A 16,016-nucleotide genomic window follows, 5' to 3' on the forward strand; every position below is an offset into this window, starting at 1 on the left:
AGACGTAACTGACTTTTCGGCCCTTCTGCGCGACAGCGTTGAAATTGTTTATCAGCATTCCGGATATGAAACCACTTCCGTGGGATGGGCGGTAACCATTGATTTTGAAATCACTACCGGACCTGAAATAGTTCATCCTCTTAGCATCACACCCCTGTGGAACGGATCATTCCCTTACGGAAATCCTGATGAAGATATTACAGACCTTCTCAAACCCATATCGTTTTCTTCTGCAGGAAAGGAAGGTTTTTACCGTATCCGCATCCAGCAAACCGGCCACGGAATGGACCAGCCGCGTGGATGCAGTGAGTTTTGCAGTCGATGGCGCGAAATTTTCCTTGATAACCGCATGATTGATCATCAGGAGCTATGGAAAGACTGCGGCGACAATCCTCTTTATCCTCAGGGCGGAACATGGATTTACGACCGTGCTCTCTGGTGCCCGGGGACTCTTCAACCGGCCCATTTTATTGATTTTGAAGCATCCCCCGGCGATCATACACTTCAGTTGCTTATGCAGCCATATAAGGCTACTGCCGATAAAAATGCTGCAGAAAATATTGCTTCCTTCCTTATTGCTTACTCACTTCCTTCAGCCCGAAACGATGTGGCCCTGGAAGAAATCCTGGTGCCCAGCAATAAACCCTGGCATAGAAGGTCGAACCCTTCCTGTTCCAATCCGGTTATCCGTATCAGGAATCTGGGAAGAAACCCTCTTCGCTCAGTGACAATTCAATATGGTGTAAAAGGCAGGAAACCTCAAACCTATGTCTGGAAAGGAAATCTTGGCTTTTACCGGAGCACTGAGGTTATCCTTCCGGGTGACATCCCCTGTCTCCCTGAAAAAGAAAGCTTTGAGGCAAGGTTGTCGCGCCCGAACGGGCAAAAAGATGCCTGGGAAGGGGACAACGTTATGAGTTCAGAATATGTCTCTCCTCCGGTAATTCCCTCCAGATTTATCCTTCAGTTTATGACCAACAACAAGCCGCAGGATAATACGGTATGGATTGAAAACGAGAAAAAGGAGACGGTGTATATTAAAAAGCCTGAACAACTGCAATCCCGAACCCTCTATCAGGACACCATTTCCCTCCAGCCCGGATGCTACACCCTCACCCTTGCTGATACGGCCGGAGATGGGCTGGAATTCTGGTATGAGCCTGAATCGGGTTACGGGTACATGCGCCTGCTCGATATGGAGGGACGGATTGTTCATGCCTTTGAAAGCGATTGCGGCAACGGAGAACGTTTTGCCTTTCAGGCATCCGAAAACTATGTATCCGACACTTCCCAAACCCAGTATGCTTTTATTTTATATCCCCGACGTACCAGAGATGACCTCACGCTTGATTTTCATTCAGATAAGCCCTCGCGGATGAGAGTTATCATAACTTCGGATGGAAAAGTTGTCGAAACACATTCATACGAAAAGGTTACCAGAGGCAGGTTTACGTATCATCTTGCCTATCTGCCCAGAGGGAGATATATTATTGAGGTATTAATGGACGATGTGAGCCAGTTCAAGAGAAGATTCAATCTTGAATAATCCCGGATTCTGCCAGTACCTAGTAACATATACCCCGGGATCTGTTTCCGATTGATTCGGGCAGGATTTATCCCGGTACTGAAGCTCAAACTTGTTGGTTAAGGAACAGTTCATTGCAGCTGCAATAATTCTTCGTATTAATAATGCGGAACATCATACTATGTATCTGCTTAAAGCCATTCCGTAGAAAATGCTAAATTTACCCACAGGTAAAATTTCTGCTTCAAATGAGTTTCCCTGAAAACAACCCGGATGTTGTTCCATTTCTTGATGAACTGCCCTTCTGGTCAGCTCCGTTTGGATTGGACCTGCTTGAAAGAGTAAAGCCCGGAATACACCTGAATGTGCTTGATGTAGGCACAGGAACAGGATTTCCGCTTATTGAACTGGCCATGCGCCTTGGCAAGACCTGCCAGTTTTATGGGATAGACCCCGCAGAGGCTGCGCTTGAAAGAGCAAGGGAAAAAGCTGATTTCTATGATTTGAACAACGTTTCATTTCATACCAGTAAAGCTGAGCACACCCCGTTTTCAGCGTCTTTTTTTCACCGCATCGTTTCGAATAATGGATTCAATAATGTTGACAACCTTGAACTGGCGCTGAAGGAAAGTTATCGCATAGCGGCTCCCCGCTGCCAGTTCATTATGACCATGAACACTTCCGGAACGATGATTGAATTCTACCGCTTGTTTGAAGAAGCTTTAAAAGAAGAAGGGCTTCCTGATTCAGTACAAAAAATGAAACAACATATTGCTGCGAAACGGCCGCACCTGAGCAAGGTTGTTTCTTTACTGCGCAAAGCGGGTTTCAGGCATATACGAAAGCACAGGAACAGTTTTACCTACCGGTTTACCGACGGCTCATCCATGTTGCAGCATGGTTTTATAAAACTGGCCTTCATGGAACCATGGAAAGAACTGGTGCCAATGGAAAAGCAGAAAACGGTTTTCAGCAAAACCGAACGGAAAATGAATGAAGAAGCCAGAAAAAATGGATTTTTCCAGCTGACAATTCCCTTTGTTATCATCGAAGCAGAAAAGAATACACGATGACCAGCAGAGATAGTATAATTCTGGGGGCAGGATTTCTGTTTCTTTTATGGTTTTCCTGGTGGTTTTCCATACGGGAAGGGCGATTTCATGGCATACCCAGGTTCTTTGGATTTTCAGGGCTTTTTCTTCTTACCTGGTTTAATTACCGTTTCTGGTTTCTGGATGCTTTTTCCTTCCGGCAGATTGTCTCCTGGCTAATGCTATTTCTTTCTCTTTATTATGTTGCCGGTGCGCTGTATTTTTATATCAAATATGCAAAGCCTGAAGGGATGCCTGAAAATACAACCCGGCTTATTTCAGAAGGTATTTACCGTTATCTGAGGCATCCAATGTACGGATCCCTAATTTTTCTTGCACTGGGTGTTTTCCTTAAACATCCAGATCTGCGCTCTTCAATTCTTGCTACGCTTTGTGTTGTTGCCTTTTACATAACAGCACCGGTGGAAGAAGGCGAAATGATAGGCAAATTCGGTTCAGATTACGAAAGGTACCGTAAAAACACCGGAATGTTCCTGCCCAAAATATTCCCATTGTTCAAAAACTGTAAGCAATAGTATTTTCGCTATGGGAGTGATTCCTGCAGATATCAGGGCCGTGATTTTCGACATGGATGGAGTGATTGTTGACAGTGAACATCTGCATTACGAAACCGATTCGCGCATTTTTGAACATTTCTGCATTAAGGTGCAGGAAAAGGAAAGGCATCAGTTTGTCGGCATGTCGGTTCAGAAGTTCTATGAAACAATTTGCTCGCAGTATGCCCCCCATCTTTCTCCGGAATATATGATTGAATTCGACAGGAAATACCGTGCATGGTTCTTCCGGCATGCCGAAATAAGGGCAAATGATCATATAACCGAATTGCTCAACCATCTGAAAAAGCGGAAAATCAAAACAGCGCTGGCTTCGGGTTCATCCCGGGAATTGATTGAGATTATCCTCCGGAGACTTGGCCTGCTTGATGCATTTGACGTTGTGCTGAGTTCCGAGTGGGTTCCGAGGCCAAAACCATGGCCGGATGTGTTTCTCAGGGCAGCGGAATTGCTTGATACTCCGCCTGATCAATGCATGGTTATTGAGGATTCAGCGCTGGGAATTCAGGCAGCCAGGGCGGCAGGGATGTTCAGTATAGGGTATTCAGGGGAAAACGCCCACCATCAGGATCTTTCAGGTGCTGATCGGACCATAGAATCCTTTCTCTCTCTCTTCAGAGAATAACAATAATACGACCCCTTCAGGCTCTTTTCATGCTCGAATGTTTCAAAACGCTGCAAGAATTTAACCCATCGGTATTCCAACTTTGTCACTTTATCTGATTATGATATTATCCCGAAGGGATGGCATTATTGCAGAAAATGAACAAAAAAGAAAAACAAGCACCCTGAAGGGGTTAATTATAAAGTGATCTAACGGAACCATAACCCAGCACCGTTATGGTTCGGTATTTTCATTCTCCACTCGGAACTATTTATTCACATGTCAATGTCATAATTCCATAGGCAGGCAAAGCAAGGGTTGCATCAGAAGACAGTTTGCCAGGATGGTTTGCAATATACAACTCCTCGGGATGGAATTTTCCCCATTTTATTGTAAACTCCACCGGTTTGCCGCTCATATTAAACAGCCGCATTTGCCGAATCTTACCATTCGGGCCCGTCTGAATACCGGTTACGTTCACCTCGGGTGCACTTAACAGAAAGAGAGGTTCCAGCGGGATCTGGTTTTCACCAACCATTCGCGTCAGCAAGGGATAATCCTGCTCATAGCCGAACCGATAAACACCGGCAGAACGGAACATTTCATGAGGCTGAAGCGCATAACTGAATTCTGTCCACCCCTCCTGATCGGCCTTATAATTGGTATGCCAGTAATTGTTCATCACAAACGAATAAGCCACAGAACCGTCGGGCGTTGCAGTTTTCCATCCACGCGGTCCGCTGTTGTGGCCTGTTTCATCAGATATTTCTCCAAATTCAACCAGAGGTGCCTCGCAAGTAGCAAGGGTAATTCCATAATCCTGCGCTGAAAAATCAACCCATCGTTGTACGGAAAAGAAATCTCTGCAGGCTCCCGCGAGCTGATCACAATCAGGGCGCACCATGCCCCACCCGATATCGTACCTTACAACCGGCTTATCCACTTTGAAGGGAAAGGCAAAATAGCAGGCTTCCTTCTCTCTGCGGGCAATTTTATTGATCCGGTTAGTGATTAATACATAATCCAAACCTTCCAGCAAACTAATTTCCCTGACAACTTTCTCCACTCCTTCCGATTTTGCGGTAACCTCAATGGTTTGCACCAGAGGCCCTAAATCTTTTATCCGTACCCTGATGTCGGAAGGAACAAAAGCCCGGTCGGGCGACAATCCCTTGATGTAAACGAAACCGTTAATCCCTCCGTATAAACCTGCATCGGCATATTCCCTTCCGGTGGTCAGATCAAGCAGGCTGCTGATGCTTCCGTTCAGGGTATCGATGAGCAAACGGAAGCGGGAATTCTGAATGCCGTTATTTATCTGAGGGAAATTTGTTTTAACAGAAGGCTCTGTTGCAGACAGCCGATACAATTTTGAACCCAGCGGTGGTACCTTATCGGCAAGAAAAGCTATTTCTCCCGTACTGAGCATCTGAGACGCAACAGGCTTGCCATCGGCGGTAACAATGCTCTTATATTTTGCCGGATCCGGATTCTTTATGCGCACAATGCCTGTTCTTGGCCATGACAGAGTATTGATTACTTCAACGATTGAACCGCCCTGCCCCTTCTGATTTACCGTCAGGGCTTCCGTAAGCAATTTTTGCGAGAGCCGGTCAGCCTCCAGGGCAAACTGTTGCTTGATGTGCCATTGTCCCTTAACACCCGCATTATCAGGGTCGCTAACACTGTTCCATGCTCCCCAGGTATGCTCTGTGTACAAATGGATGTTTTTCCATACGGTTTCCAGCGTATCCCTGTTCAGCGAAAATCCGGTCAAAGATGAAACCACCTCAGCCTGAATGGCACGGTCGGAGGCTTTTCTGTTCAATCCGGTTTCCCGCGCCGTTGAAGCGGCTCCATCTTCCCAGTAAGGAGTAAAATCGCCTGCAAATGCAGGAAGATCGGCTCCATATTCTCTTTCAAATTTGCTGAACATGGCTTCGGTAGTTCCAATCACCAGTCTGGGAGTAATATATTTGTCATTCCATTCCCTCACAAAATCTGACAAGGTCGGATCGACGGGTCCGTTATCGGAATAGACAGTGTACCGTATCTGCACCATTTTGTAAGGATAATTGTTCAAAGCCAGTTCATCAAGGTAGGCAAACAGTCGATTGGAAAAGTCGTGGTTCGTCCTGAGAGATCTGGTTTGATGGAACATGGAATATCCTTTTCCGGCCATCCAGAACAACACTTTACCCGTACCATCAGGAGACACCCACCAGAATGGCCGATCGCCCCAGGCATTATTCGAATGCCCTACCCGGTCGCCCGTATTCGGCCCGCTGGTAAAATAGCGAATACCTTTATGCTGCAACGCAGGAACAAGGCCCCATGAAAATCCTGGTACATCGGATACCATGGCTGTGCTTACCGGGAGGTGGTACTGATCCCGGAGGTAGCAGGCCACATCGGTTAGCCGCATAAGTTCTTCCGGCCGGGCAAGGCCTGTAAGCGGATTGTCGTAAAGAGCCTGTAATCCCATCTGTCCGTCTCGTACAGCCTGCAGAAATTCTTCCTTTTCCTGTGCGGAAGCCTGCTGTAAAAATGCATCAGCGGCCCACATTATTTCGGTATTCCACTTAAAACGTGCTTCTTCGGGGTATGAGGCGGTTTTTTTTATCAGCTGCAGTGCTTCCCGAATATTGCGAATCTGAAGAGCCAGAATATTAGGCTGTAAATCGGTATACCCAATGTCGTTATGAGAATGATGAATAATCCATATTTCCCGCTTATCAACCGGTTTCAGCCCAACGGAAAGAATCTGAGGTTTATTGTTGTTGATCCTGACAGGAAACTCCCATACGGTATCCTTTTTAACTTCGGGCACATATACTTCCAGACTGTTATATCCCAGCCTGAGAGGAAGCCGGGTTATTTCACCCCGAAATCCTTTAATTTCGAGTTTCCCTGTGTTTTCGGGATAATCGACATCGAGCCGGATGACCTGCCAGGCTGAATTGCCTTTTTTTACAAGGGCGTGCACCATATTCGCCTTAACCGACTCGTGCAGGGAATGCCGGAACGTCATGTACCAGTCGCCGTCGTTCATAGCATGGCCTGTAACTCCTAACATAAGAGGCTTACCTGCCAGTTCGGGCCGGAAGGGAATGGTCAGAAGAAAATATCCGAAGGCATCGGATACATGATCAATCCATACATGCTTGTAGGAAAGGGTAATTCCACCCTCCCCCTTTACGGTCCACGCCGAAGTATCACAGCCCGGATGGGTGACAAACGTAAGCACCTTTTTGCCATTGACAAAAAAGTCAAAGTACCGGTCTGCATCGGAAGTTCCGGTTGAGAAACCTCCTATCCATCTGAAAGATACTTCCTGTGACTTCCAATTTACCGGTATGGCTTCGGTTTCCCATGCAATTGACATCTGCCCGGTATTGCATCGGGTAAGCAAAGCAGAACTTGCAAATGGATGAAATGAATGATACGAAAGAACATCACCTGAAACATCTTTTTCATATCCGCTCAACACCTTTCCTTCTTCCCTGGCAAAAGAACCTGTGTATCGGATAAAAATCAACGACAAAACGAAAAACCAGTATTTCATAAAGCAATTTTTAATCCTCAACATTTATAAAAAAAAATGAATGCAATAAGATTAAGAAAAAGCGTAGAAAAGTAAAAAAAATAATTCTACTGGCAATTGCTAAATATCATTTTGTAAATTTAGGCTTCCTTTTTAACCTGTACTATTATGAAATCTTTTCCACTCCGGAACCTTTTCCGATTCTTTGTTGTGCTGACAGCCCTGGCGCTCTTTCCATCGTGCGGAAAGAATGGCTGGTGGAACCAGCAGAAGACGTTTACCATTCACAAAGGTGTGAATATAAGCCACTGGCTTTCGCAGAGCAACCGGCGAGGCGAAGCGCGTGACACATTCTTTACCGAAAAAGATGTGGCCTTTATTGCTTCCTGCGGCTATGACCACATCAGGTTGCCCATTGATGAAGAGCAGATGTGGACGCCGGAAGGACAAAAAATCGATACAGCTTTCCGTCTTCTTCACAATGCTCTGGCCTGGTGTGAGAAATACCACCTGCGCACCATTGTGGACCTGCACATTATCCGTTCCCATCATTTCCTGATGCAGGCACCGCCTTTATGGACCGACCCGGCCGAGCAGGACAAATTTATCCGGTTGTGGAAAGACCTTTCGGCGGAACTTTCGAAATATCCTGTAAACAGAATTGCTTACGAGCTGATGAATGAAGCTGTTGCCCCGGACCCTGAAATGTGGAATAAGCTGATTGAACGTACAGTTGCTGAGCTAAGAAAAACCGAACCGCTGCGTAAAATAGTGATCGGTTCGAACCGCTGGCAGAGTGCTTCCACCTTCGATCAGTTGCGGGTTCCCGCCAACGACACTAACATCATACTGAGTTTCCATTTTTATCATCCGCTGGCTCTTACCCATTATAAAGCCGGCTGGACAAAAGTGGGCGAGTACAATGGCCCTGTGAAGTACCCGGGAATAACGGTTGAGGAAAATGACATGAAAGGTCTGCCTGAGGATCTGGTTCAGGCTTTGAGGTACGAAAACGGAAACTTCAATAAAGATACCTTCCTCATCATGATAAGAAAGCCGCTGCATCTTGCCGACAGCCTGAAATTGCCCCTGTACTGCGGCGAATTTGGCTGTCTTCCTTCGGCACCAAGAGAAATGCGTTTGCAGTGGTATAAAGATATGGTCAGCCTTCTGGAAGAAAACAACATCGCCTGGGCAAACTGGGATTATAAGGGGGGATTCGGGATTGTTTTCAAAGGGGAACCGGATAAGGAGCTTATAAAGATACTTACCGGAGTAACTGTTCAATAAGCCCAATCTGATACTGATATAAAATACCAAAGGAGGCTCCCTGGCCTCCTTTGCATTCTACTGACTATCCGCCTTTCGCAGGATGCGGCAACCAAAAACCCCGCCTGCCATGCTATTGGGATATGCCCTGAAGGTTACGCAAACTTTCTTTTTGCCTTTCACAGCCTCCACAGGGATAGGATAGGTTTTATTGTAGAACCGGTTCGGGCTTTGTCCGGTGAGCATTTCATCGGCAATTTTCACCGAATCAATCCAGATTTCAAATTTCCGGCCAGAATCATTCCCCCAGTAAGTGCACCAAAGCTCCAGCTGGCTGGTTTCATCAACTGCCATATCATAACGAAACCACCCTCCATCACGGGCATCCCGGTAGACTTTATCACCAAATTCCCCGTCGTAGGTATTGATCCCCTCAAAATTATGATCGACTTCTGACCGTGAATCTCCTGTTTTCACATAATCAACTGTACGCCGGGCAATTTCCTCTTCTTCCCGTTTCATCAGCTCATATTCACGCTTTTTGTCTTCCCAATCCTTTGCGGTAACAAAATCCCAGTAAACAGTATAATGTTGCTGTCCATATACTTTGAAAAAGGGCATGAGCTCACAGTCTGATGGCCTTCCTACCCCGGAAGTTTTAAAAGCAAGTGGTTTACCTTCTACAGGAACCAGCCACTGACTGACAGGCTTTCCTTCCGTAATCAGAACAGGAATATTTATGGGATCAGGACGAACCGGACCAAACACTCCTGCCAGCACCACAGGGCCGTATAGAATAGCTGCTCGGGAAGGATTGTCCGGCATTGGTTCCATATGAAGGTCCATACCGAATTCAACTCTAATAATATCTCCGTTTTTCCACTGGCGCAAAATTCTTATGTAGCTTCCGGGTTTTTCCCTAACCGGTAATACCCTGCCGTTGACAGTAATATGTATCCTTACTGCCCACGAAGGATAACGGAGGTATATGGGCAAAGACAAAGGATTGGTCAGTCCTACTGTCAATGTGGTGGATGGTTCATCAGGATACCTGTTTTCCTGGCGGAGCGTTAGATTATTTTCTTTCCAGTTCAGCTCGGAAGGTATAAAAAGGTTAACGATCAGCCCTCCATCGGAGGATTTATAATAAATTCCTTCTCCATACTTTGCATGGTTCTCAAAACCAGTTCCGACACAACACCAAAATGAATTGAATTTGTCGCTGTACATCTTTTTATCGCCCGGCCGAAGGGAAACATAATAACATACATTCCCGTCTTCCGGATTTTGTGAGGCAAGTATGTGGTTATACAGTGCTCTTTCATAATAGTCAGCATACTTTACATCTGCTTCCCAGCAAAAGAGGTGACGGGTGAGTTTTAACATGTTATAAGTATTGCATGTTTCGGTGGTATTGCTGCTCAACCGATCCGATAGTTTACCCGGAGGGCCAAAATATTCACCGTCACTGTTTCCTCCGATAGCATAGGTATGGTTTTTGAGAACAGTTTCCCAGAAAAATTTCGCGATCTCTCTTTCTTTTTCATTTCCGGTGATTTCGTATCCCCGTGCCTCACCAATAATCTTCGGAATCTGAGTATTGGCATGAAGCCCGGCCAGATTATCCTTTCCTTCAGCCAGTGGATCAAGCACAGCATGATGATAGAATTTTTCAGCCAGAAGCCGGTACTTTCCATTGCCTGTTACTGAATACAGATTATACATAACTTCACTCATTCCCCCGAATTCAGTTCGCAGCATTTTCTGAATCTGTTCATCAGAAAGCGGAGCAAGTTTATTGTATGCCCAGTCTGCCATTTTCTGTACTACCTCAAAAGCCTGCACGTTATCGCATATCAGGTACATGTCCAATAATCCGGCATATATTTTATGCAAGGTATACCAGGGAGCCCAAACCCCCGTTCCATCAATAACACGTTTAATAAAATATTCAGGAAAAGCTGCAAGGTATCCTGATGAACCAAGTGCTTCCTGGCATTCGGCCAGACCCGCCACCAGAGCGGCTCCCTTATTTCTGTAGACTGTATCTCCTGTCGAAGCATACATCATGGCGAGGGCTGAGAGAATATGCCCCAGCGAATGCCCTCTGAGTTCACAGTCAAGCTCTTCCCAACCGCCGTATGCTTTTGCTGTGGTCTTAAGTCCTGCATTAACCCTGTAATTGTGCAACAGGCGGTTATTATCCAGGCTCAGCAACCAGGTCTGATCACGTTCCATTGCTTCTTTAAAAGGACTGTCAAGAAGTCTGACATCCGACAGGTTAAAAGCTTCTGCCATGGTTTTTTTTGCCAGAGGAACCCTGATCTTGGAGGCAAATTGACCGGGATACTGCGCAGGTGCAAGGCATAAGACAAAAAAACCCGCAATAAAAAGAACGTACCGCTTCATAGATAAAAATCTGCTTGAAAAGTTATTAAGTCAATTATTTCCGGGCATACACATTGGTTCTTTTATCCCTGATCACTCCTTTCCAGTTCATCCCGAAAGCAAAATCATAGGTATGGCCTTCTGAATCAGTGTAACATTCCATATCAAACGGTACATCTTCGTTCTGTTTTTCTACTGTTTTCATATTGGCCGGCATTTGCATCGGAAGAAGTCCCGAAGGTTCTGCATTTCCGCTGATAATGTCAAGTATTGCCTGATCCTGGACTCCGAAATGGACAAGGATAGCGCCTGCCTGCGGTTCAAATTCGGCAAATACCATCGGATTTGACATTCTGACTATAACAATGACCGGCTTCCCTTTCATTTTCCGGCTGGTTTCGTTAATCATTTTCAGATCATAAATGTTCCTTGCCTGCACTGTTTTTCCCTTGTAAGTGCGGTTGGTGAATTTTTCCAGCGGATCTCCTCCGGCAATACTCGGATCGCGGGCATCAACTGCCGTGTAAGGCCCATATTGCAGGCTAATAGGAAAATAACCATTCCCACCTGACTTTACATCTTCCGGCTGATAACCTCGCCCTGTCTCCGGATTAGTAACAAATACCAGAGCCGCATCTGCCTCCTGGGCATTACCGGCAATTTCGAAATATTTTCTCACAATATCCATATTTACCGGGTATTCTTTCCGTTCAGGAACAGGATTGCCAAACCAATCCTGGCCAGCAGGAAGGTAACGTTCAGGAACAAAAACTTTGATGCCTTTCCGGAGCGGAAGAATCTGTCCCCTGTTTTTTAACAGAACAACAGACTTTAGCTGGGCTTCATAACCGGCTTTCATGAAATCGGGATTTCCGACAATTTGAGCTGATCTGGCTGGATCGAGATAGGGATTTTCAAACAAGCCTGTTCGGAACATATTCAGAAGAAGACGAACAGCAGATTCTTCGAATCGTTTTCTCATAAATGATTCACCATGTTCTGCCATTCCAATTTTGTATGCTTCAATGACCGGTTCTGCCCTGTTGTTTCCGCCAAACTGATCTATACCCACCATCATCAGCCGGTAATGCCTTTGTGCTACAGTATATCCTTTTTCAAGGCCCCAGCACCGGCCACCAAGGAACATATTGGCTATAACGGGACTTTCATCTGCTGTGATTCCCCAATCGGTGCAAACTACACCCTGGTAGTTGTATTTGCCTCGGAGGAGATCGTTGATCATATATTTGCTGTACGAATTACCTACGTTTTCATGATATACTGTGTCCTGACCGTAAGAAATAGTATAGTATGGCATAATAGCAGCGGCTGAACCGGTTTTCTCACCAAGTTTAAACGCACCTTCCGTAAACGGAATCAGATGTTCAGCAAAGTTGTTTCCGGGGTAAACGGCGTATTTTCCATAAGCAAAATGGGCATCACGTCCACCTTCACCTGTCCCTCCTCCCGGCCAGTGTTTTGCCATGGCGTTTACACTGGCAAAACCCCACCCATCAGAGATTTCGCTGGTATCATAGGAGGTCTGGAATCCGTCAATATAAGCTCTGGCAAGATCTGAAGACAATTTTGAACTTTCGCCGAATGTGCCGCTCACTCTGGACCACCGTGGATCCGTAGCAAGGTCTATTTGCGGTGAAAGAGCTGTGGCAATACCAAGGGCCCGATATTCAAGGGCAGCAATTTGCCCGAACTGTCTGACAATTTCGGGATCAAATGTAGCCGCCAGACCCAATGGTTCAGGCCACATGGAAATTCTGCCTCCCGCACCGGCATTATATTCTGCAGAGGCGACAACTCCATGACGTGGGTCTGAACTGATATTCACGGGTATACCCAAACCAAGGCCTTCGGTTAAGGACTGCATCTTATTGTTCCATCGGGCTGCCACTTCAGGACTTTCAACGGAAGTAACAAGTACATGCCGTACATTGTCTTTTGAAAGGAATTCAATCTGTGCATCCGATAAATCAGCCGGGTCAGCACCGCTCTCCTCAAAAGGTTTCCCCTTGTACGTACCTCCCATAAAACCACGTCCCCTGGAAGGCACTGCCTGATGAGAACTGTACAGCATCAGACCGGCAATCTGCTCAACTGACATTCTGGATGCCAGATCCCTGGCTCTCTCAGCAGCCGGCAAACGCCAGTCCTCATACGGATCCAGCTTCCCGTTCCTGTTCAGATCTTTAAACGCAAAACCCGATGTGGTAATGATCTTCATTTCCGATTGTTTAGAATATCCCAGGGTTAGCCCGCCCTTGTTTTTCACAACAATAAAATCGCCCCGATCTGTTGCCGTCCACTTTTTACAACCCGTGAAAGAAAAAATTGCGGTGAGAATAAACAGAATAAGAATTCTTCCGGAATTCGAAAACGGCATATGCCATTTTAATGTTGTTTTTGTTTTCATTTTATGATTTCCGTTTGTTTAAACTGGGAAAAACAAATATATTCAATCCGGAAGACTTTAAGAAAATTTGCCCTTTAAAAGGCTTTTATTATCGTCTAAACGATAAAATGTCCCCCCCGAAATGATAATTTGTCCCCTTAAAAACTATTTTGAACCTTACCTTTGTATGCATGATGGCGACAAAAAAAGTTCTTATTCTGTCCCTTTTAATTTTGGTATGGGCCGGACGTGTCCAGGCTACAGTGTATTTTGTTTCTCCCTCCGGATCGGACGAGAATGACGGATTGTCACCGGAACATCCTCTTCAATCCATTCAGCTTGCAGTGAACCGGTCTGCTCCGGGAGACTATATTCTTCTCAGAGGAGGAATCTATTCCCTTACTCAGAAGATTTCCGTTCCGAAAAGCAAAAGCGGCACAGCGCAAAAACCGGTTAGGCTGTGGGCCTACCCTAATGAACATCCGGTTCTTGATTTTTCCCGTCAAGCCTACAACAGTTCCAACCGGGGCATTGAAGTAGGAGCCGATTACTGGCACTTCAAAGGTCTGGAAATATACGCAGCGGGCGATAACGGAATGTACTTTTCAGGAGCTCATCATAACCGGGTTGAGAATTGCACTTTCCATCATAACCGCGATTCAGGACTGCAAATCAGCGGAGGAAGCAGTTACAATGAAGTAATGAATTGCGACTCGTATCTGAACATTGATTCACTCACAAACGAAAATGCAGACGGTTTTGCCGCCAAACTTGACATTGGTCCGGGAAATTCATTTTACGGATGCCGCTCATGGAACAACCTTGACGACGGCTGGGATCTTTATGAAGGACAATACCCTGTTACATTAAGCCATTGCTGGGCCTTCCGGAATGGGTTTCTTGGCGACAATATAGCAGGTCTGGGAGACGGTAACGGATTCAAACTGGGCGGAAATTATGTTCCTGCCAATCATATTGTTACCAATTGCATTTCTTTCCTGAACGGAGCCAAAGGATTCGACCATAATCATAATACCGGAAGTATAACCCTGCTAAACTGCACTTCCTGGAAAAACGGGCAGATAATCAGCAAACCCAACTATCAGCTGTCGGAAGGTACTCATAGTATTAAAAACTCCATCTCTTTTCAAAGCAAGTCTTCTGATGCTTTTGGAAATACTCTCCAGGAAAAAAACAGCTGGCAGGGATTTTCTGTTTCAGCCGAAGATTTTATCAGTTTGAATGATACGCTTGCCTTCCTGCCCAGGTATCCTGACGGGGTACTGCCTGATATTCCCTTTCTGCGGCTGACAGAAACAAGCGATATGATTGACGGCGGTACGGATGTTGGTCTTCCGTTTAACGGCATGGCTCCTGATCTGGGAGCTTTTGAAACCGGAGAGGAATGGCAGAACGAAAGGGTCAAAATAACTTTCCAGACTGAAGGAAATGGCTATGTATTTCCCGATTCGGGGTGGTACAGGAAAGGAACGGAATTATCCCTGTACGCCCTCGCCGGTAATGGCTGGGTATTTTATGAATGGTCGGGCGATGTACAGGGTTCGTCTGGCAGTAAAATAATCCGAGTTGACTCTGCCATGAATATTATTGCACGTTTTGTTCCTGACACGTTTACGTATTATACATTGAATATCAGGGTTGACGGCCGCGGCCAGGTTGAGGGAATTCCTGCTGAAAATTCTGTGCGAAACGGAACATCCGTATCACTTACTGCTATTCCTTCGTCAGGATGGTATTTTTCAGGATGGAATGGAGATTATGCAGGACAGCAGAATCCTCTCTCATTTGATGTGACCAGTGCTGTGAATATTACGGCAGTTTTTCTGCCCCTGAATGATTCACTGTATGAGGCCGAAAATGCCACATTGTTTAATGCTGTCAAAGCCTCCGAGTATCCCGGCTACTCGGGAGAGGGTTATGCTGCTTACAGCAACCTGTATGGAGCCTATGTTGAATTCGAGGTATTCACGCAGGAAGATGCACTGAAAACAATAACTGTCACCTATTCAAGTGAAGCCAATGCCACCATGAAGGTGTTGGTGAACGGATCTGTGGTACTGCCCTCTTTTGCCTTGCCATCAACCGGTTCTTTCGGAACCTGGAAGCGGGTTCAGATTACTCTGTCTCTCAAAAGCGGAATTAACTCGGTCCGGTTCATTCTTACCTCAACAACAGGAGGTCCGCATATTGACAAAATATCCTTCTTTGAAACCGCTTCGGATATTAGTACTCCAGCCACTCAGTTACTGCTGACCATCTATCCAAATCCCGCTTTCGACAGGGTATTTCTTAAAATTGTCTCAGGTAAACCAGAAAAGATAGAATTCTCAGTATCCAATCCCGCCGGGAATACCCTGCTGCAAAATTCCTACCTTATTTCGGGAGGTCTCTCCGTCATCGCTTTCCCGGTTGATATGCTACCCAAAGGTATCTATATTGTTCGGTGGAAAACAGGGTCGAACGAGGGTGCACAAAAACTGCTGATTATCAGATAAGTTTATTCAGGATTCTGCATTACGAATTCCAGCAAACATGTTTTTGAGTATTGGTACCTGGTTTAATCCGGCAGAAATGAATTAAAAACGGAGGGGA

At 45.8% G+C, this 16,016-nt stretch carries 9 protein-coding genes; 6 read left to right on the plus strand and 3 right to left on the minus strand.

What is annotated here, in order from left to right:
• The 4 genes from GX419_03660 to GX419_03675 form a co-directional block, all read left to right on the plus strand.
• Positions 1 to 1,546, plus strand: a 1,546-nt coding sequence (locus GX419_03660; protein ID NLI23786.1) for a peptide-N-glycosidase, incomplete at its 5' end; no start/stop codon positions are given.
• 227 nt (positions 1,547 to 1,773) lie between these two features.
• Positions 1,774 to 2,598, plus strand: a complete 825-nt coding sequence (locus tag GX419_03665; protein ID NLI23787.1) for a class I SAM-dependent methyltransferase — start codon at positions 1,774 to 1,776, stop codon at positions 2,596 to 2,598.
• On the plus strand, positions 2,595 to 3,152 hold the full coding sequence (locus tag GX419_03670; GenBank protein ID NLI23788.1) for an isoprenylcysteine carboxylmethyltransferase family protein: 558 nt from the start codon (positions 2,595 to 2,597) through the stop codon (positions 3,150 to 3,152). Before GX419_03665 ends, GX419_03670 begins: the two co-directional genes overlap by 4 nt.
• A 10-nt stretch (positions 3,153 to 3,162) precedes the next feature.
• A complete protein-coding gene (locus GX419_03675; GenBank protein NLI23789.1) occupies positions 3,163 to 3,816 on the plus strand; it encodes an HAD family phosphatase in 654 nt (217 codons plus the stop codon).
• Positions 3,817 to 4,066: 250 nt separating this feature from the next.
• Here the strand turns inward: GX419_03675 and GX419_03680 are convergent, their stop codons facing one another.
• Entirely contained in the window at positions 4,067 to 7,360 is a 3,294-nt protein-coding gene (locus GX419_03680) for a hypothetical protein (GenBank protein NLI23790.1), read from the minus strand.
• Between the two features lie 147 nt (positions 7,361 to 7,507).
• Here GX419_03680 and GX419_03685 point away from each other — a divergent pair, with 147 nt between their 5' ends.
• On the plus strand, positions 7,508 to 8,629 hold the full coding sequence (locus GX419_03685; protein ID NLI23791.1) for a glycoside hydrolase family 5 protein: 1,122 nt from the start codon (positions 7,508 to 7,510) through the stop codon (positions 8,627 to 8,629).
• Between the two features lie 57 nt (positions 8,630 to 8,686).
• On the opposite strand, the gene GX419_03690 is transcribed toward GX419_03685, so the two are convergent.
• Together GX419_03690 and GX419_03695 are read right to left on the minus strand one after the other, a co-directional pair.
• Positions 8,687 to 11,017, minus strand: coding sequence for a glycoside hydrolase family 127 protein (locus GX419_03690; GenBank protein ID NLI23792.1), 2,331 nt, complete (start codon positions 11,015 to 11,017; stop codon positions 8,687 to 8,689).
• 34 nt (positions 11,018 to 11,051) lie between these two features.
• Positions 11,052 to 13,394 (minus strand): glycoside hydrolase family 3 protein, encoded by a 2,343-nt coding sequence (locus GX419_03695; GenBank protein ID NLI23793.1) that lies wholly within the window; start codon positions 13,392 to 13,394, stop codon positions 11,052 to 11,054.
• A 200-nt stretch (positions 13,395 to 13,594) separates the two neighbouring features.
• On the opposite strand from GX419_03695, the gene GX419_03700 reads away from it, so the two are divergent.
• Positions 13,595 to 15,919: a T9SS type A sorting domain-containing protein gene (locus GX419_03700; GenBank protein ID NLI23794.1), complete on the plus strand. Its 2,325-nt coding sequence runs from the start codon at positions 13,595 to 13,597 to the stop codon at positions 15,917 to 15,919.
• Positions 15,920 to 16,016 lie beyond the last annotated feature (97 nt).

The sequence above is a fragment of the Bacteroidales bacterium genome (assembly GCA_012517825.1).
Classification (GTDB): Bacteria; Bacteroidota; Bacteroidia; order Bacteroidales; family JAAYUG01; genus JAAYUG01.

What these genes read in the sequence shown, in the direction of transcription:
- GX419_03670 (NLI23788.1), top strand. Translation starts at nt 2,595, where the DNA reads ATGACCAGCAGAGATAGTATAATTCTGGGGGCAGGATTTCTGTTTCTT.
- GX419_03665 (NLI23787.1), top strand. Translation starts at nt 1,774, where the DNA reads ATGAGTTTCCCTGAAAACAACCCGGATGTTGTTCCATTTCTTGATGAA.
- GX419_03695 (NLI23793.1), bottom strand. Translation starts at nt 13,394, where the DNA reads ATGCCGTTTTCGAATTCCGGAAGAATTCTTATTCTGTTTATTCTCACC.
- GX419_03690 (NLI23792.1), bottom strand. Translation starts at nt 11,017, where the DNA reads ATGAAGCGGTACGTTCTTTTTATTGCGGGTTTTTTTGTCTTATGCCTT.
- GX419_03685 (NLI23791.1), top strand. Translation starts at nt 7,508, where the DNA reads ATGAAATCTTTTCCACTCCGGAACCTTTTCCGATTCTTTGTTGTGCTG.
- GX419_03680 (NLI23790.1), bottom strand. Translation starts at nt 7,360, where the DNA reads ATGAAATACTGGTTTTTCGTTTTGTCGTTGATTTTTATCCGATACACA.
- GX419_03675 (NLI23789.1), top strand. Translation starts at nt 3,163, where the DNA reads ATGGGAGTGATTCCTGCAGATATCAGGGCCGTGATTTTCGACATGGAT.
- GX419_03700 (NLI23794.1), top strand. Translation starts at nt 13,595, where the DNA reads ATGATGGCGACAAAAAAAGTTCTTATTCTGTCCCTTTTAATTTTGGTA.